The sequence below is a fragment of the Streptococcus downii genome (assembly GCF_004353325.1).
Lineage (GTDB): Bacteria > Bacillota > Bacilli > Lactobacillales > Streptococcaceae > Streptococcus > Streptococcus downii.
Genome location: NZ_MZNX01000009.1, coordinates 240347 through 257004 on the forward strand (window position 1 = coordinate 240347; position 16658 = coordinate 257004).

The 16658-nt window shown below is 39.5% G+C and carries 20 protein-coding genes and 1 tRNA gene; 16 read left to right on the top strand and 5 right to left on the bottom strand.

Annotated elements, in window-relative coordinates; genetic code table 11:
• Window positions 1-181: 181 nt before the first annotated feature.
• The 3 genes from E2R31_RS07390 to E2R31_RS07400 form a co-directional block, all read right to left on the bottom strand.
• Window positions 182-637 (bottom strand): hypothetical protein, encoded by a 456-nt coding sequence (locus tag E2R31_RS07390; protein WP_063641718.1) that lies wholly within the window; start codon window positions 635-637, stop codon window positions 182-184.
• Window positions 638-694: 57 nt separating this feature from the next.
• Window positions 695-767: transfer RNA gene (locus tag E2R31_RS07395), tRNA-Lys, on the bottom strand.
• A 263-nt stretch (window positions 768-1030) separates the two neighbouring features.
• On the bottom strand, window positions 1031-2302 hold the full coding sequence (locus E2R31_RS07400) for a replication-associated recombination protein A (RefSeq protein WP_044020351.1): 1272 nt from the start codon (window positions 2300-2302) through the stop codon (window positions 1031-1033).
• Window positions 2303-2417: 115 nt separating this feature from the next.
• Here E2R31_RS07400 and E2R31_RS07405 point away from each other — a divergent pair, with 115 nt between their 5' ends.
• The 7 genes from E2R31_RS07405 (at window position 2418) to pepF (ending at window position 7863) form a co-directional block, all read left to right on the top strand.
• Window positions 2418-2888: a DUF3013 family protein gene (locus E2R31_RS07405; RefSeq protein WP_084852502.1), complete on the top strand. Its 471-nt coding sequence runs from the start codon at window positions 2418-2420 to the stop codon at window positions 2886-2888.
• A gap of 9 nt (window positions 2889-2897) precedes the next feature.
• Window positions 2898-3326: an NUDIX hydrolase gene (locus E2R31_RS07410; protein WP_007521117.1), complete on the top strand. Its 429-nt coding sequence runs from the start codon at window positions 2898-2900 to the stop codon at window positions 3324-3326.
• On the top strand, window positions 3323-3691 hold the full coding sequence (locus E2R31_RS07415) for a hypothetical protein (RefSeq protein ID WP_007521118.1): 369 nt from the start codon (window positions 3323-3325) through the stop codon (window positions 3689-3691). Before E2R31_RS07410 ends, E2R31_RS07415 begins: the two co-directional genes overlap by 4 nt.
• Before the next feature lie 58 nt (window positions 3692-3749).
• Entirely contained in the window at window positions 3750-4223 is a 474-nt protein-coding gene (locus tag E2R31_RS07420; RefSeq protein ID WP_132973724.1) for a GNAT family N-acetyltransferase, read from the top strand.
• A 137-nt stretch (window positions 4224-4360) separates the two neighbouring features.
• The gene (gene prmA, locus E2R31_RS07425; protein ID WP_132974240.1) at window positions 4361-5311 is read left to right on the top strand and encodes a 50S ribosomal protein L11 methyltransferase; all 951 of its coding nucleotides are present in this window, start codon (window positions 4361-4363) and stop codon (window positions 5309-5311) included.
• Window position 5312: 1 nt separating this feature from the next.
• Window positions 5313-6056 (top strand): 16S rRNA (uracil(1498)-N(3))-methyltransferase, encoded by a 744-nt coding sequence (locus E2R31_RS07430; protein ID WP_132973726.1) that lies wholly within the window; start codon window positions 5313-5315, stop codon window positions 6054-6056.
• Between the two features lie 10 nt (window positions 6057-6066).
• Entirely contained in the window at window positions 6067-7863 is a 1797-nt protein-coding gene (gene pepF, locus E2R31_RS07435; protein ID WP_132973728.1) for an oligoendopeptidase F, read from the top strand.
• An 82-nt stretch (window positions 7864-7945) separates the two neighbouring features.
• Here pepF and E2R31_RS07440 read toward each other — a convergent pair whose 3' ends face one another.
• On the bottom strand, window positions 7946-8914 hold the full coding sequence (locus tag E2R31_RS07440) for a hypothetical protein (RefSeq protein WP_132973730.1): 969 nt from the start codon (window positions 8912-8914) through the stop codon (window positions 7946-7948).
• Between the two features lie 191 nt (window positions 8915-9105).
• On the opposite strand from E2R31_RS07440, the gene E2R31_RS07445 reads away from it, so the two are divergent.
• The 9 genes from E2R31_RS07445 (at window position 9106) to E2R31_RS07485 (ending at window position 15937) form a co-directional block, all read left to right on the top strand.
• The gene (locus E2R31_RS07445; protein WP_132973732.1) at window positions 9106-9768 is read left to right on the top strand and encodes a hypothetical protein; all 663 of its coding nucleotides are present in this window, start codon (window positions 9106-9108) and stop codon (window positions 9766-9768) included.
• A 170-nt stretch (window positions 9769-9938) separates the two neighbouring features.
• Entirely contained in the window at window positions 9939-10637 is a 699-nt protein-coding gene (locus E2R31_RS07450) for a hypothetical protein (protein WP_132973734.1), read from the top strand.
• A 183-nt stretch (window positions 10638-10820) separates the two neighbouring features.
• Complete coding sequence (locus tag E2R31_RS07455) at window positions 10821-11444, top strand: hypothetical protein (RefSeq protein WP_380439023.1); 624 nt, start codon at window positions 10821-10823, stop codon at window positions 11442-11444.
• A gap of 136 nt (window positions 11445-11580) precedes the next feature.
• Window positions 11581-12297 (top strand): hypothetical protein, encoded by a 717-nt coding sequence (locus tag E2R31_RS07460; RefSeq protein ID WP_132973738.1) that lies wholly within the window; start codon window positions 11581-11583, stop codon window positions 12295-12297.
• On the top strand, window positions 12287-13549 hold the full coding sequence (locus tag E2R31_RS07465; protein WP_132973740.1) for a Tle-like phospholipase domain-containing protein: 1263 nt from the start codon (window positions 12287-12289) through the stop codon (window positions 13547-13549). The genes E2R31_RS07460 and E2R31_RS07465 overlap by 11 nt, the downstream gene beginning before the upstream one ends.
• Window positions 13537-13953, top strand: a complete 417-nt coding sequence (locus tag E2R31_RS07470; protein WP_132973742.1) for a hypothetical protein — start codon at window positions 13537-13539, stop codon at window positions 13951-13953. Before E2R31_RS07465 ends, E2R31_RS07470 begins: the two co-directional genes overlap by 13 nt.
• Entirely contained in the window at window positions 13947-14261 is a 315-nt protein-coding gene (locus E2R31_RS07475; RefSeq protein ID WP_132973744.1) for a hypothetical protein, read from the top strand. The genes E2R31_RS07470 and E2R31_RS07475 overlap by 7 nt, the downstream gene beginning before the upstream one ends.
• A 106-nt stretch (window positions 14262-14367) precedes the next feature.
• Complete coding sequence (locus tag E2R31_RS07480) at window positions 14368-15159, top strand: DUF2785 domain-containing protein (RefSeq protein ID WP_132973746.1); 792 nt, start codon at window positions 14368-14370, stop codon at window positions 15157-15159.
• A 109-nt stretch (window positions 15160-15268) separates the two neighbouring features.
• The gene (locus E2R31_RS07485; protein ID WP_000714824.1) at window positions 15269-15937 is read left to right on the top strand and encodes an MIP/aquaporin family protein; all 669 of its coding nucleotides are present in this window, start codon (window positions 15269-15271) and stop codon (window positions 15935-15937) included.
• A 216-nt stretch (window positions 15938-16153) separates the two neighbouring features.
• Here the strand turns inward: E2R31_RS07485 and queF are convergent, their stop codons facing one another.
• Window positions 16154-16645, bottom strand: coding sequence for a preQ(1) synthase (gene queF, locus E2R31_RS07490; protein WP_000082577.1), 492 nt, complete (start codon window positions 16643-16645; stop codon window positions 16154-16156).
• Window positions 16646-16658: the final 13 nt, after the last annotated feature.

A 16658-nucleotide genomic window follows, 5' to 3' on the forward strand; every position in this document is an offset into this window, starting at 1 on the left:
CTATTATACTTATTTTTATAGAAAATGTCAATAAAATAAATAAACAATTTGGAAGTTTCAGTCTGACTTACAAAAAGAAAAGGAGTTTCCACTCCTTTTCACAGATTGAAGACAAAGTCCTTATAAAAGTGTCTTCTAAAGATTTTAACTTCAATCTGAAGCGAGGTTATCCTCGCTTTTTCTATTTATCAAACAATTCCTTATTTTCAATTAAGAGTTCTAGTGGAGATTTATCCCTTGCTACAATAAAACCAGGTTCATATTGGTTATGAAGTGTTCTTTTCTGAGAAGTTGGATCAATATACAACTCATCTCCATCTTCTGTGTATAGTTGGTTGCCTCTTGTTAAGTAAAGTAAATCCTCTAAGTACTGTCCATCAGTTTCTAGAAAATCTTCGATGTATTTGACAGCTTTTAAAATCTCACTTACTTTATCAGAGTATTCATTAGATTCAAGAACACTCTTTTCTAACTCAATCTCTTTACTAGTTCCAAAGAGTTGGGTTGGAGTTGCATTAAAATATTCTGCTATCTTATCCAAATTTGCAAAGGTAGGATAGCTTTTTTGTTTTTCGTAGAGGAGCAAAAGAATTTTTTTACACACAAAATATATCTTGAGCATCTGTTGATGGGACATAAGTAGGGAGGACACAAAAAAAGCCCTGATTCCAAGGCTTTTCCTGTTGTATTTAGATGCCCCCTGCAGGGCTCGAACCTGCGACCCATAGATTAAGAGTCTACTGCTCTACCAACTGAGCTAAGGAGGCAAAGAAAAAGCTGTATTGGTGCCGAAACTTCACGGTTTGTATTGAACCCGCGCAATTAAGCAGGTGGGCAACTCGCTCTAACTGAAGCTGTTTCCGTGTGAGACGGCCTACATGCTGTTAGAAGACTTTTGTTTCCCTAATAATACAAAAAATAGTCGGTCAACACTTAAGTGTGAAGTCGTACACCACAGCGTTTCTATGTTTATATGATACCACTTTTTCAAAAAAAATCAAGAGGAAAATTTATTTTTTTGAAAAGGATTTCACAAGTCCCGTAATTTATCAATGGTTTCCTTGCGTTGCGCCAAGGCCCGTTCGTACTTGCCAGTATCTTCTGGAGAGAAGTAGTGATGATCTCGAATTTTTTCTGGCAAGTAATCTTGTTTGACCCAGTGTCCAGGATAGTTGTGCGGATAGAGATAGTTTTGCGCATTCCCTAGTTCCTTGCTTCCACTGTAGTGGCCATCGCGCAGGTGTCGAGGGATAGGCAAATGCCCTGATGTTTTGAGATCAGCAAGGGCCTTGTCCATGGCCACATAGGCTGAGTTGGATTTTGGAGAGAGGGCCAAATCAATCACGACATTGGCAATGAGAATGCGAGCTTCTGGAAAGCCAATCTTTTGAGCAGCATCTAGAGCAGTTACGGTATGAATCTGAGCTTCAGGATTGGCCAAACCGATATCTTCATAAGCAATAACAGTCAAGCGACGAGCGAGACTAGGCAGATCCCCAGCCTCAATCAAGCGGGCCGCGTAGTGGAGACTGGCATCAACATCCGAGCCACGGATGGACTTTTGCAGTGCTGAAAGGACATCGTAGTGACCGTCCCCATCCTTATCCATGGTAATGTAACTCCTCTGCAGGCTGTTTTCCATGATATCAAGAGTGATATGACGGATGCCCTTGTCATTTTCGGGAGTAGAAAGAACAGCCAAGTCAAGTGAGTTGAAGGCAGAGCGAAGATCTCCGTTTGTAGAAGTTGCGATGAAATCCAGCGCATCCTCATCTAGCTCAACTGGAAAATCAAAACCACGCTCAGGGTCAGTTAGAGCTATCTGAAGAGCCTCTTTGACGTCTTGGTTAGACAGAGGTTCCAACTCAAAAATTTGAACACGGCTACGGATGGCAGGAGTGACAGAAAAGAAGGGATTTTCAGTCGTAGCACCAATCATGATGACCAGACCACTTTCTAAGAGTGGTAGAAGAAAGTCTTGCTTAGTCTTGTCAAGACGATGAATCTCGTCTAGTAGCAGTACAAGGCCACCTGAGAATTTAGCCTCTTCAGCGATTTCTTGGAGACGTTTTTTACTATCAACAGTGGCATTGAAGGTCCGAAAGGCATACTTGGTCGTTCCAGCGATGGCAGAGGCGATACTGGTCTTTCCGATACCCGGAGGTCCGTAGAGAATCATGGAGGACAGGCGGTTGGCCTCCACCATGCGGCGGATGATTTTTCCTGATCCGACTAGATGCTTCTGACCGATGACCTGGTCGATGGTTTTTGGGCGCATGCGAAGCGCGAGATTGTCTGGCATAGCAGTCCTTTCTAACATGGATTTTCTGATGTATATGTGGTAAGATGGTAGTATCTATTTTAGCATATTTCCGAGCAATCGGGGCGATTAAAGAGTCGCATAGAAAGAGGACAAAATGGCAACATACGGATTTTTAGATGTTTTAGAGGAAGAGTTGGACAAGAACTTTCCATTTGACTATGAGATTAGCTGGGACAAGCGCAATCATGCAGTTGAAGTGAGTTTTTTATTGGAAGCACAAAATGCTGCTGGAGTGGAGATGCTGGATGAGGATGGAGAGGTCTCATCAGACGACATTCTTTTTGAAGAAGCGGTACTCTTTTACAATCCTGCCAAGTCAACAGTCAATGAGGAAGACTATTTGACAGTTATCCCTTATCTACCCAAGAAAGGTTTCTCTCGCGAGTTTTTAGCTTATTTTGCGCTATTCCTCAAAGACACTGCCGAGGTTGGGCTGGATGCGCTCATGGACTTTTTGGAAGACCCAGAAGCAGAGGAATTTTTCATGGAATGGAACCAAGAAGTCTTTGAAGAAGGAAAAGTTGGCTTGGAAGAGGGAGAGTTTTATCCTTATCCGAGATACTAGGAGTATGATATGGAAATAGAAATTTCTGATTTTACAGGTTGCAAAATTGCTTTGTTTTGTGGAGATAAGCTCTTGACTATCCTACGTGATGATAAATCAAACATTCCATACCCTAATACCTGGGAATTGCCAGGTGGCGGACGAGAGGGTGATGAGAGTCCCTTTGAGTGCGTGGCGCGTGAAGTTTATGAAGAGCTGGGAATTCATTTGATTGAAGAGTGTCTGCTTTGGAGTAAGGTGTACCCAAGTATGCTTTTTGAGGGGAAGGAGTCGGTCTTTCTAGTTGGCAAGTTAAGGCAGGAACAGTTTGATAGTATCGTCTTTGGTGACGAAGGGCAGGGCTACAAACTGATGAGTATTGAGGAATTTCTTGGCTCAGATAAGGTTGTACCCCAGTTGCAGGGGAGAGTGAGGGATTATTTGGAGGAAGTAAAATGATTTTTGCAATTGCAACAACGACACTAAATAAGGAAGTTAAACGCAAACTAAAAGCTGGACAATACTCTAGGGAAGAAGCTACATTCATCTATTTGGAATATTTAAAGTTAAAGAAGCAGAGAGAAAGTGGTACGAAAGTAGCTGGGATTTCTATGGCTGTTATTTGGGTATTAATGCTTGCTATACCCTTACTGAGTGGTAGAGGTCTCGTACTGCCCCTTCCAGTATATTTTTTATTTTTGATACTGTTTGCAGGAATTGTTCTATTTGTTTATTATCTTATGTTTGGTATTTTTAAACAGCAGATTCATAACGCAATGAAAGAACACTACACGGATGTGATTGAAGAATTTGAGGGTCAGTAAAACAGCGTGTGGAAGAGCATAGGAAGCGAGTTGAGAGAGTGAATTTGGAGGTATTAGTATGATTCAGATTATCCGAGCAGGAGCAGAGGATTTAGAAACCGTAATTGCAATTCAAAGAGCTAGCTTTAAGGCTGTCTATGAGAAATATCAAGATGAGTATGATCCTTATCTGGAGGACCGTGAACGAATCAAGTGGAAATTGGTTGAGCGTCCCAATAGCTATTACTACTTTGTGAAAGAAAAGGACGAAAATATCGGATTTTTACGAGTTCAGACCAATGAAGAGTTGACGGAGGCTTGGTTGGGAACGGCAGCGATTTTGCCTCAGCATCAAGGAAAAGGTTATGGTTCTGAGGGATTGAGATTGCTGGAAAAGGAATTTCCAACGATTAAACAGTGGGATTTGTGTACGGTATTACAGGATGCGGGCATGGTCGCCTTTTATGAGAAAAATGGCTACCGTCAAACCCATATCGAGCCTGAAAAAGAAGGTATGGATATGGTTTACATGAAAAAATGTATAGAGAAATAGAAAGGATGGTTCGGTTACATTTCTAAACTGAACCCGCCCTAAACAGTGTGCCAAAAAGATAAACTTCTCTTAGACCCAAGTGTCTTCAGAGAATTTTCTATTTTGGCTTTGTGTTTTACGGGCTTGGTATCTTAATGATGGAAACATGGCAAGAGTTAAAAGTTACAGTTAAGCGTGAGGGAGAGGAATTGGTTTCCAATCTCCTGATTGAGCTTGGGGCGCAGGGTGTTGCGATCGAAGACAGCATGGACTATGTGGGAAATGTAGATCGTTTTGGTGAGATTTTCCCAGAGGTTGAACAGCAGGAAGAAATCGTGGTGACAGCCTACTATCCTGAAACGGTGGATGTGACAGCGGTTGAGGCAGACTTGCAGGCACGTCTGGCAGACTTGACTGATTTTATGGATCTAGGAGAGGTCAAGATGGGCACGACTGCCTTGGCTGAGGAAGACTGGGCTGACAACTGGAAGAAATACTATGAGCCAGCTCGTATCACTCATGATTTGACCATCGTGCCATCTTGGACAGACTATGAGGCGACTGCTGGAGAAAAGATTATCAAGCTGGATCCCGGCATGGCCTTTGGGACTGGGACGCATCCAACGACCAAGATGAGCCTCTTCGCCTTGGAGCAGGTTCTTCGTGGTGGCGAAACGGTGCTAGATGTGGGGACTGGTTCAGGTGTCCTTTCTATTGCCAGCTCACTTCTTGGCGCTAAGGAAATTTTCGCCTATGATCTGGATGATGTGGCGGTTCGGGTGGCTCAGGAAAATATCGAGCTCAACCCTGGCATGGAAAACATCCATGTTGCTGCTGGAGATTTGCTCAAGGGTGTGGAGATTGAAGCAGATGTCATCGTGGCTAATATCTTGGCGGATATTCTCATTCATCTGACAGAGGATGCTTTTCGCTTGGTCAAGGACGAAGGCTACCTGATCATGAGTGGGATTATCAAGGACAAGTGGGACATGGTACGCGAGTCAGCTGAGTCAGCTGGATTTTTCCTTGAAACCCACATGATTCAAGGGGAATGGAATGCCTGTGTCTTTAAGAAGACTAAGGATATTTCAGGAGTGATTGGAGGCTAGCATGCAGCAGTATTTTGTCAAAGGCAGTCCTATCTCTCCTGTCACCATTGAGGACAAGGAAACCAGCAAGCACATGTTTCAGGTCATGCGGCTGAAAGAAGATGATGAAGTAATCTTGGTCTTCAATGATGGTATCAAGCGCTTGGCGCGCGTGCTGGATGTGGAAAAACGTCAGTTTGAGTTGGTTGAAGAATTAGTTGACAATGTGGAACTACCAGTCCAGGTGACTATCGCATCTGGATTTCCCAAGGGAGACAAGCTGGAGTTTATTACTCAGAAAGTAACAGAACTAGGTGCTAGCCAAATCTGGGCCTTTCCTGCCGATTGGTCAGTCGCCAAGTGGGACGGCAAGAAATTGGGTAAAAAAGTTGAAAAGCTAGAAAAAATTGCCCTTGGAGCAGCCGAACAAAGCAAGCGTAATATTGTCCCAAGTATCCAGCTCTTCGAGAAAAAAGCAGATTTTCTAGCCCAGTTGGACCAGTTTGACTCTATCGTAGTGGCCTATGAAGAATCAGCAAAAGAAGGAGAAACCGCTGCGCTCTTACAAGTAGTTGCTGGTCTTGAAAAGGGAGCCAAATTGCTCTTTATCTTTGGTCCAGAAGGTGGTCTCTCACCTGCAGAAATCGAAAATTTTGAAGCCAAAGGAGCCGTCTTGGCAGGACTTGGTCCAAGGATTCTTCGAGCGGAAACAGCCCCGCTTTATGCCTTATCAGCCCTTAGTGTTTTAGTAGAATTAGAGAAATAAGAGGAAAAAAATGGAACAAAAACACCGTTCAGAATTTCCAGAGAAGGAACTTTGGGACTTAACTGCCCTATACCAAGACCGTGAGGATTTCTTGCGTGCAATCGAGAAAACGCGCGAAGACATCAATCAATTTAGCCGTGATTACAAGGGCAATCTTCATACTTTTGAGGATTTTGAGAAGGCCTTTGCGGAATTGGAACAAATCTATATCCAGATGAGCCATATCGGCAATTACGCCTTTATGCCTCAGACGACAGACTATAGCAATGAAGAGTTTGCTAATATCGCCCAAGCTGGGATGGAATTTGAAACTGATGCCAGCGTAGCCTTGACCTTCTTTGACGACGCCTTGGTGGCTGCAGACGAGGAGGTCTTGGACCGTTTGGGTGAACTGCCTCACTTGACGGCAGCCATTCGTCAGGCCAAAATCAAAAAAGCCCACTATCTTGGGGCTGATGTGGAGAAGGCTTTGACCAATCTTGGTGAAGTTTTCTACAGCCCACAGGACATTTACACTAAGATGCGAGCTGGGGACTTTGAAATGGCTGACTTTGAAGCCCATGGCAAGACCTATAAAAACAGCTTTGTTACCTATGAGAATTTCTACCAAAACCACGAGGACGCTGAGGTTCGTGAGAAATCTTTCCGCTCCTTCTCAGAGGGACTTCGTAAGCACCAGAATACAGCTGCAGCAGCCTATCTAGCTCAGGTAAAGTCTGAAAAACTCTTGGCCGATATGAAGGGCTACGACTCAGTCTTTGATTATCTCCTAGCTGAGCAAGAAGTGGACCGTGCCATGTTTGACCGTCAGATTGACCTCATTATGCAGGAATTTGCGCCAGTTGCTCAGAGATACCTCAAGCATGTTGCCAAGGTTAATGGTCTTGAAAAGATGACCTTTGCAGACTGGAAATTGGACTTGGATAGCGCCCTCAATCCTGAAGTGACTATTGATGATGCCTATGATTTGGTCATGAAGTCAGTAGAACCTTTGGGGCAAGAATATTGTCAGGAAGTTGCGCGTTATCAAGAGGAACGATGGGTGGACTTTGCTGCTAATAGAGGCAAGGATTCTGGTGGTTATGCGGCGGATCCATATCGCGTGCACCCTTATGTCCTCATGAGCTGGACTGGTCGTTTGAGTGATGTCTATACCTTGATTCATGAAATTGGGCATTCTGGTCAATTTATCTTTTCAGACAATCACCAAAGCTACTTCAATGCCCACATGTCTACTTACTATGTCGAAGCTCCATCAACCTTCAATGAATTGCTTTTAAGTGATTACTTGGAGCACCAGTCTGATGATCCACGTCAAAAACGCTTTGCCCTTGCCCATCGTTTGACCGACACCTACTTCCATAATTTCATCACCCACCTCTTGGAAGCAGCCTTCCAGCGTAAGGTTTATACATTGATTGAAGAAGGGGAGACCTTTGGAGCAAACAAGCTCAACAGCATTATGAAGGAAGTTTTGACAGATTTCTGGGGAGATGCCATTGAAATTGACGACGATGCGGCACTCACTTGGATGCGCCAAGCTCACTACTACATGGGCTTGTATAGTTACACTTACTCAGCTGGACTTGTTATCTCGACTGCGGGTTACCTCCATCTGAAACATTCAGCAACCGGAGCTGAAGATTGGCTCAATCTTCTTAAATCAGGTGGCAGCAAGACACCGCTTGAGTCAGCCATGATTATCGGAGCGGATATCTCAACAGACAAACCACTCCGTGATACCATCCAATTCCTGTCAGACACAGTTGACCAGATTATCGCCTACAGTGCTGAGTTGGGAGAGTAAAGGACGGATTTAAGACATTTTAATGACAAGATGAATACACAAAAATCACCTGTTTGAGGTGATTTTTTCATGCATTGAAGACTTATTCAAATTTTCCTTTATTGGCCTCGTTTGAAGCCTTCATGCTAATTTGTAAAAGGTTGGCGAGATTTTCATTATCAAGGCTAGCTTCACCATTATTATCCACTTTTATGGCGAGGTAATGAGTGTTGCGATCAAGATAATCCATTCCCTCTAAGTCGACATAGTTATTTGCTTTAAAATCAAGCGCGGCTAATTGATAAACAAATCGAATATTTAGAGCTTTAGCATAGTCTGTTTCAAGAACCTTCTGTTGTTCTTCCACCAGTCCTTGAAAGAATTCGAGATTGTCTGTGTGATAGGATGCTTTGACTTCGTATTGGTAAGTATCTACAGCTGGGGACATAAATTTCAAATAAACCATGTCGCCATCTACCTTATAGTCCTCAAGAGTATAGGCACCTGCTTTTCCTAATGCATTGGTGTTGACCTTGAAAAACATAGGCGCATAAATTTTGAGAGGATATTTTTCTCCTTTATATTCAAAGATGGTATCATTTGAAAAATTCGGACGGATTTTAGTTAACTCAGGGACTAAATATTCGTTCCAAATCTTATCAAATAACTCTTCTTGATTGCTAGCACCCGCTGATTTCACAACTAGGTCAAGATTTTCTTGATTGACAAAGACGGCATCCACTAATTTGAGGGCTGTTTGAACCTTAGGATCCGAAATTTCCTTTTTCTTTTTTTCAAGATTCTCAGCCGCCTCTTTCGTGCGATCTAGAGTTTTATTAAATTGACTGCCACTGTTTGTTTCAACAAAGGTTCTCTCATAGTTGGTAGGTTCAACTTTGGCATTCCAGTCAAATGAAGCAGCAGGACCAGTTACATCTTTCTTATGGTAGGTAGAAACCTGATTGTTTGAATTATTTGTAGAACTAGTAGATGGCTTTGATGAGCAAGCACCAAGGGCTAAGGCTAGTGTTGTCACACAAGCTAGGCAACAAAGTCTGAACGATTTTTTCATACATTTCTCCTTCAAGTAATGCTTGTTATTCATTGTCTATTATATCATGACCTTTAGAATTACAGTGTTTTAAAATGTATTAGACAGGATTTTAACATCATAGATGAAACAGTCATATCAGCCTTTTATGATATACTATAAGGGAAATATGATTAGTTGTTTTATTAATTATCATAAGTAAGGAGAAGGTTATGAAAAAACGTGCGTTTTTCACAACATTACTTTTAGGAGGATTGATCATGATAGGATTGGCAGGATGTGGAGAAAATAAAAACAGTCGAGAATGGATTGAAAATAAAGTTTCTGAGGTTAGTCGAGTTTATCCAACTGAAAATCTGTTTGATTTGTTTAAGCAATTTCCAGAAGGGTTCAAAGTAAATCAAGTGTATATAAAACGTGGAACCTATATTATAGAGATAACTTTACAAGGAGATAGTAGTAACCAAACAATTTCTGGAGTACTAACTAAGACACGTGCTTCTGATGATATTACTGAAAAGCCAGAAGAAACAATAAAAGTAGATTATATCGATAGGAAATTGACCTTTTCTGATGAGGAGAAGGCGAAAGAAATATGGCCTTTTGATGGATTTTTATTTCAAAAGTTAACAATTAATCACTCTTTTCTATCTTCATTGTCTATGAAATCTAAAAATTATAATGGTAATAATGGGGCGTTTGATATTGATTATTCGATTCAAAATCAAACTATCAATCAGTATTTTAAAAAACATGAAAACGAACAGGCAACATTAGGTTTTGGAAGCTCATATCGAAACGACGATTATTACTATTATTCAGTAACTGTCAACTACGATAGTGTTTATACATTTAGAGAAACGGTATCAAATTAAAAGGAAATAAAATGGTAGATAAAAATTTGTGAATAGTGGAATTCCGACTCTGGATGCAGCGAACCTGACTTATGAATTTGAGTAAGATGCAAGGAAATGTTACTTTTTGATATACTATAAATGAATTAAAGTTAACTGTTATATGGAATATTATTAAAAAGGAGAAGGTTATGAAAAAATGTAGATTTCTCACAATGGTACTTTTAGGAGGATTTTTAATGATGGGATTGGCAGGATGCGGAGAAAATAAGAACAGTCGAGAATGGATTGAGAACAAAGTCGCTGAGGTCAGTCGAGTTTATCCAACTGAAAATCTCTTTGATTTGTTTAAGCAATTTCCAGAAGGATTTGAGATTGAGCAGGTCTATTTTAAAAAGAAAAGTGATGGACCCGATAATTATATTACAGAAATTAAGCTGAAAGGTGACGCAACATCGAATACAATAACGGGTACTCTTGCTAAAATTCCAGCGAAGGATGATGCGCCAAAGAGCGACGAAGTGGTAGTAAGTGTTCAATATGTAGACAACAAATTTATTTTTTCTGATAAAGAAACCGCTAAAAAAATATGGAAGTTTGATGGTTTCTTGTTTCAAAAACTAGTTCTAAATAAAACTGAATTGTCTAAGTTAAGATTAAAAGAGAAATCGTATAATAGTATAACTAATGGTTTTAGTATTTCATATTTTATGGAAAATAAAATAAATAATAATTATTTTCATAAAAACGATTCTGAAAAATCTACACTTGAAATTGGAAGTTCTCTACAAAATGAGGGTTATTACTATTACTCAATTTTAGTAGATTATAAAGACGGTTATTATTTTAGAGAAACAGTATCAAATGCGGGGGTATATAATGGCCAATAGTGGAATTCCGACTCTGGATGTAACGAATCTAACTTATGAATTTGAAAAATATGCAAGGAAATGTTGCTTTTGTTGGATACTATAAGGGAACTACGGTTAGATATTTTGTTGAATATCATAAATAAGGAGAAGGTTATGAAAAAATGTAGATTTCTCACAATGGTACTTTTAGGAGGATTGATAATGATAGGATTAACAGGATGCGGAGAAAATAAGAACAGTCGAGAATGGATTGAGAACAAAGTCTCTGAGGTTAGTCGAGTCTATCCGACTGAGAATCTGTTTGATTTGTTTAAGCAATTTCCGGAAGGGTTTGAGGTCTATCAAGTATATATGAATGATAAAGTTAGCACAAAAATATATTTAACTGGAAATAGTCAGTTCAAGACGATAACTGGTAAATTAATTCGAAAAGATTTGAAGTTAGAAAAAAAGACAGATATTATAGATGTTCATTACATAGAACAGCAATTTATTTTTTCAGATGAAGAAAGAGCAAAGGAAATTTGGGATTTTAAAGGTTTTCTGTTTCAAGAATTAACGATTAATAAAAGAATTTTATCTGAGTTTAAATTAGAAAGTAAGAGTTATAACAGTGTAACTAATGGTTTTGACATATCTTATAGTGTGAATAATCCAATAATAAACAAATTTTTTAAAAAGGATGATCTTGAAAATGGCGTATTAGAATTTGGGAGCTCTTTGCAGAGTAATGATTATTATTACTATTCTGTAAATGTTGATTACAAAGACGGTTATTATTTTAGAGAAACAGTGTCAAATGGAGAATTGAATAATGGTGAGTAGTGAAATTCTAACTTTAGACGTGGCGAATATGACTTACGAATTTGAATAAGATAGTAAGGAATTGTTGCTTTTAAGATATACTATAAGTGAACTATGGTTAGCTATTTTATTGAATATCATAAATAAGGAGAAGGTTATGAAAAAAAGCGCGTTTTTCGCAATATTACTTTTAGGAGGATTGATGATGATAGGATTGGCGGGATGTGGAGAAAATAAAAACAGTCGAGAATGGATTGAAAACAAAGTCTCTGAGGTTAGTCGAGTTTATCCAACTGAAAATCTCTTTGACTTGTTTAAGCAATTTCCGGAAGGGTTTGAGATTAGAAGTATTGATACTTACGATGAGACGAAGGACTATTCTCGTTATCAGAAGATTGAACTCGTAGGAAATGCAGAAACAAAAGAAATAACTGGTAATTTTAAAAGAATAGAAGCTCGAGGTAATCCTTATGAAGAAAAAGTGCTTTTAGAAAGTCGTATTGTGTACACTGAAAAAGGATTAGAATTTTTGAATCCAGAAGTTTCTAAAGATGATTTGTTTTATGATGGTTTTTTATTTCAAAAGTTAGAACTAAATAAAGCAGTTCTATCTCGATTTGAACTCAAAAAAACGTACTATAATTGGGAGACTGGTGATGCTTCTATTACATATAAAAATGTAAATAGTAAAATTATTCAGGACTACTTCCATATACAATCAAGTGAGTCGTTAGACCTTTTTATTAGTGCAGACCACTCTGCAACTATTGGCTATGAATACGGTTATCCTGTGGCTTTTGACGGAGAAAATATATCTCATTCAGAACTTATAACAGGAAAAGGTAAGAGTATGGAGAAGATAGATGCCAAATAGTAATGTGCCGACCTTAGATGCTTCTAATTTAACTTATGAATTTGAGAATGTGCGAGTTAATCAGGGAGCAACTGACAATAATGTGCTTCAATATGTAGAAAAGTACTCTAAGAAAAAACTCCCTCCCAACCTCCAATATCTAGATGATTTTCATGACGAATTTACTGGGACGAGTGGTACAGCCTTCCTAGATAAGGATAGTGGAGAGGTGATCATAGCGTATACGGGAACGAATCCTAATGCGGACATAGCGACAGATGTCGCGACAGATGTCGGTGGTATAATCATGGCGTTCGGTTACCATTATGATGAAGCTTTCAAATTTTATGAAAGGATTCGACAGAGATACGGTGATAACATTACTCTAACAGGACATTCTTTAGGAGGGAATATCGCTCAGAGGGTGGCCTTAGAGTATAACGCTCCGCGTACTGTGGTATATAACGCAGCGCCTCTCTACTTAGAAGGCCTTATCGACTCTAAAGATAGAATCATAGATTATCTAACTCCCTGGGATTCGGCGAGGGAGAAAATAATCAATAAAGAAAAGACATTCACAGGTCAAGTGGTAAGAATTCGAACACAGGACGACTTTCTTAACAATATCTCAATGCCTTTTTTGGGTGTCTACTTGGGAGAAGATTATCTGCTTGAAAATTCTGGTGGGCACAATATTGACCCAGATATTACGGGTGATAAAAATCAAATTAACCAAATCAAGGATATTTTGGAAAAACAGAGTCCAGAGAAAATGACTGGACTTGAAAAGAAGAACTATGAGACCCTGAAGAAATTACAAGGTGTCAAAAATGGACTTCTAAAACAGTTGAATACTAAATTTTTATCAGATGGTAGTATAAGTAGCCATGAGATGTTTTTCTTGGATAGTGTCCAAGCAACAGCTGTTGCGACGGCAATGACAGAGAGTGTCAGTAACGGACACAGCGAGATTGAGGCAGTGGCTAAAAAAGCAGTTACAGATGCTGAAACACTCTACGATAAAAGTAAGGAAGTTCCCTGGTTTGTAACAGAGTTAACTAATGATGAGATAGAGGATGTCTATGTAGAAGCTGGGGTAACGTATGATAATATTGTGGGTGAGACTCAGAGACATTTTGATAAAAAAGTAAGTAAATCAGCTGCGATTGTAAAAGCCTTTACGGATTTGGAAACCAACATTCAGAAAGGTGTTGAACAGGCGGTTGAAGGAGACGAAAGCTTGGCAAGGGATATTAATCAATGGACAAACTAGAAGAAATCCAAGTGAAAATAAAAAAGCAAGAAGAGGGACTTTGGTCTTTGGAGGATGATTATAGAACTGCTAAGAAGAAAATAGAAGAATCCTATGAAAGTTTAGATCATAATCGTTCTCAGTTGACCAGATTATATGAGGAGTTTGAGAACATTGCTTATGATTTTGGTAGACAGAAATCTGGAGACGATGGGGAGCACCATCAATTTCTGATGTTATTGGAATCTTATTCAAGTGAGACGAGTAGTGAGTATCTTCGGCAGTATGCTAAAATAGAGGCAAAAGATGAAGAGTTGCAGACTCAGTACCGAAAAGAGCGCTCTCGCTTAGAAAAAGAGTTAGAAGAGAGTTATAGTCAAAGAAAAGACTTATATGAGTTAGAAAGGGGGCAGAAGAAATGCTAGTGGATTTAGTCATAGATGCTTTGATTGGACCTATGTCAGAATCAGCCAGACGAGAAATCAAAAAAACATTAGAAAAAGCAGCTATCAAAGCATTTTGTGCTCCTCCTATAAAATCAGGTAGAAAAGGTATTGTAGTTAAGTACGATGAGGAGATAGGGGTTCTTGCTATGACAAATAAAACTGCTGTAACGACTTTAGCAGCTCAAATGGATAGCTCAATTAATGGGTTGGGACAAAAAGCCATTAGCGAGACTATTAGTAAAAATAGTACATCTTTTGAAGATTTAACACCAAAAAAGAAAAAATAGTGCTTTAACTATGCCATGTTCCTTTCCAATTTTTCCAAATATTCCTATTCAAAGTCATCTTTGGATGGCTTTTTGATAAGTTACTAGAAATGTAGAGGTACTTGAGATGCGTAAAAAATTACAAAGAAAAGTGACAGAAGAAAAACCAAGTTATAGTCGAGAAGAAATTCAGTGGTTGCTCGAACATTTGGGAGATCCCTCTCCAGAAATTCGAGACGAACTTGTTTTTACGAGTTTGGCTAGAGGGATTCAAGAAGAACTGTTTTCCCTTGAACAGTTTCAGTTTATCTCAGAAGAGGTCTCCTCTGATGAAGGTCTATACAAAGAGATTGATAGTAGAGGAGTTTCGGCTCTTAAACGTTCTTTTAGGGCGCTTATTTATGCCAATCTTTTGTCTGCAGATGGTAACGAGCACTCTCTTTTCTATAAAGGATTAAAAGCTGATATAAGAAATGCTATGCTATCTCAAGGTTTGTATTACTTAAAAAAAGAAAAGGATACGACAGGTTTTTCAAGTCAGTATGGTTGGGTTCACGCTTTTGCGCATGGAGCGGATCTCTTGACGGAAGTCGTTTGTCATCCAGATTTTCCTAGTAACAGAGTTTCTGAAGTATTTGATGTACTGGGTCAACTATTTAAAAGAATTACCATTCGTTTTACAAATGATGAGGATTGGCGCTTAGCGAGAGTACTTTATGAACCCATTTTGCAAGGGAAATTAGAGCAGGAACAAGTAGCTTCTTGGGTAAAAACTATTGACTTTCCGATAGAAGAGAGGGAAGATTTTTATAAATTTTCCAACTTCAGATCCTGTCTGTTGGAAGTCTATATCCAACTTGACCAGAGAAATAGTTTGCAAAATGACTTGAAAGAAGCCATTCAATCCTTTCAGTACTAAGGATAAGCGAGTCGTTTCATAATTTTCAAATAACTTTCCAGTCAATTTTCTTGAAACCCTTTCCTTCTTTTGATAGACTAATACATAGTTTGAAAAAAGGAGACTTATCATGAAAAAATTTGTTGCTGAATTAATCGGTACATTTATGCTTGTGTTCATCGGAACAGGAGCCGTTGTTTTTGGAAATGGTCTTAATGGTCTTGGACACCTTGGAATTGCTTTTGCCTTTGGTTTAGCAATTGTGGTTGCAGCTTTCTCAATCGGAACTGTTTCAGGTGCTCACTTGAACCCAGCCGTTTCGATCGCTATGTTTGTAAACAAACGCTTGTCATCTTCAGAACTTGTAAACTACATCCTTGGACAAGTAGTTGGAGCTTTCCTTGCGTCAGCTGCAGTATTCTTCCTCTTGTCTAACTCAGGCATGTCAACTGCTAGCCTTGGTGAAAATGCCTTGGCAAACGGTGTCACTGTCTTTGGTGGATTCTTGTTTGAAGTCATCGCAACTTTCTTGTTTGTCCTAGTTATCATGACTGTCACTTCAGCAAGCAAGGGCAATGGCGCAATCGCTGGTTTGGTAATCGGTTTGTCCTTGATGGCGATGATCCTTGTTGGATTGAACATTACTGGCCTTTCAGTAAACCCAGCTCGTAGCTTGGCACCTGCTGTCTTTGTAGGTGGCGCAGCTCTTCAACAAGTTTGGATTTTCATCCTTGCCCCAATCGTTGGTGGCGTTCTTGCAGCACTTGTTGCGAAAAATTTCCTTGGAACAGAAGAATAAGAAACGAAAAAAGAGTCCTGTTCTCAGTTTGAGGAACAGGGCTTTTTCGTATTATACTCTTTGAAAATCTCTTTAAACCACGTCAGCTTCCATCTGCAACCTCAAAACACTGTTTTGAGCTGACTTCTTCAGTCTTATCTATAACCTCAAAGCAGTGCTTTGAGCAACCTGCGGCTAGCTTCCTAGTTTGCTCTTTGATTTTCATTGAGTATGAGTTTAACGGTTGTCAATTTTCTCTGGGTAGAGGTCGTGTTGGAAGAGACGCTGTTCTGCCAAGCCTTCATACTTAGTTCCAGGTCTACCGTAGTTGTAGTAAGGGTCGATTGAGATACCACCACGCGGAGTGAATTTTCCCCATACCTCTAAATAGCGAGGGTCTAGCAAGTTGACCAAATCTTTCCCGATAGTGTTGATACAGTTTTCATGAAAATCTCCATGATTTCGATAGCTAAAGAGGTAGAGTTTGAGGGATTTTGATTCGATGCAGAGCTTGTCAGGAATGTAGGAAATATAAATGGTCGCAAAGTCTGGCTGAGCGGTGATTGGGCAAAGCGAGGTAAATTCAGGACAGTTGAATTTGATGAAATAGTCATTTTCAACATGACGATTGTCAAAAGATTCAAGGACTTCTGGTTGATAGTCAAAAATGTAGTTGGTTTCTTTGTTGCCCAGTAGGCTTAGGTTTTTCATTTCTTCTTGTTGTGACATGATTTTTTCTTTC

Excerpts from the sequence above, each read along its gene's own strand:
- E2R31_RS07485 (WP_000714824.1), top strand. The coding sequence starts at position 15,269 with ATGAAAAAATTTGTTGCTGAATTAATCGGTACATTTATGCTTGTGTTC.
- queF (WP_000082577.1), bottom strand. The coding sequence starts at position 16,645 with ATGTCACAACAAGAAGAAATGAAAAACCTAAGCCTACTGGGCAACAAA.
- E2R31_RS07450 (WP_132973734.1), top strand. The coding sequence starts at position 9,939 with ATGAAAAAATGTAGATTTCTCACAATGGTACTTTTAGGAGGATTTTTA.
- E2R31_RS07460 (WP_132973738.1), top strand. The coding sequence starts at position 11,581 with ATGAAAAAAAGCGCGTTTTTCGCAATATTACTTTTAGGAGGATTGATG.
- E2R31_RS07445 (WP_132973732.1), top strand. The coding sequence starts at position 9,106 with ATGAAAAAACGTGCGTTTTTCACAACATTACTTTTAGGAGGATTGATC.
- E2R31_RS07455 (WP_380439023.1), top strand. The coding sequence starts at position 10,821 with ATGATAGGATTAACAGGATGCGGAGAAAATAAGAACAGTCGAGAATGG.
- E2R31_RS07440 (WP_132973730.1), bottom strand. The coding sequence starts at position 8,914 with ATGAAAAAATCGTTCAGACTTTGTTGCCTAGCTTGTGTGACAACACTA.
- E2R31_RS07390 (WP_063641718.1), bottom strand. The coding sequence starts at position 637 with ATGTCCCATCAACAGATGCTCAAGATATATTTTGTGTGTAAAAAAATT.
- prmA (WP_132974240.1), top strand. The coding sequence starts at position 4,361 with ATGGAAACATGGCAAGAGTTAAAAGTTACAGTTAAGCGTGAGGGAGAG.
- E2R31_RS07475 (WP_132973744.1), top strand. The coding sequence starts at position 13,947 with ATGCTAGTGGATTTAGTCATAGATGCTTTGATTGGACCTATGTCAGAA.
- E2R31_RS07420 (WP_132973724.1), top strand. The coding sequence starts at position 3,750 with ATGATTCAGATTATCCGAGCAGGAGCAGAGGATTTAGAAACCGTAATT.
- E2R31_RS07405 (WP_084852502.1), top strand. The coding sequence starts at position 2,418 with ATGGCAACATACGGATTTTTAGATGTTTTAGAGGAAGAGTTGGACAAG.
- E2R31_RS07415 (WP_007521118.1), top strand. The coding sequence starts at position 3,323 with ATGATTTTTGCAATTGCAACAACGACACTAAATAAGGAAGTTAAACGC.
- E2R31_RS07480 (WP_132973746.1), top strand. The coding sequence starts at position 14,368 with ATGCGTAAAAAATTACAAAGAAAAGTGACAGAAGAAAAACCAAGTTAT.
- E2R31_RS07400 (WP_044020351.1), bottom strand. The coding sequence starts at position 2,302 with ATGCCAGACAATCTCGCGCTTCGCATGCGCCCAAAAACCATCGACCAG.
- E2R31_RS07430 (WP_132973726.1), top strand. The coding sequence starts at position 5,313 with ATGCAGCAGTATTTTGTCAAAGGCAGTCCTATCTCTCCTGTCACCATT.
- E2R31_RS07470 (WP_132973742.1), top strand. The coding sequence starts at position 13,537 with ATGGACAAACTAGAAGAAATCCAAGTGAAAATAAAAAAGCAAGAAGAG.
- E2R31_RS07465 (WP_132973740.1), top strand. The coding sequence starts at position 12,287 with ATGCCAAATAGTAATGTGCCGACCTTAGATGCTTCTAATTTAACTTAT.
- E2R31_RS07410 (WP_007521117.1), top strand. The coding sequence starts at position 2,898 with ATGGAAATAGAAATTTCTGATTTTACAGGTTGCAAAATTGCTTTGTTT.
- pepF (WP_132973728.1), top strand. The coding sequence starts at position 6,067 with ATGGAACAAAAACACCGTTCAGAATTTCCAGAGAAGGAACTTTGGGAC.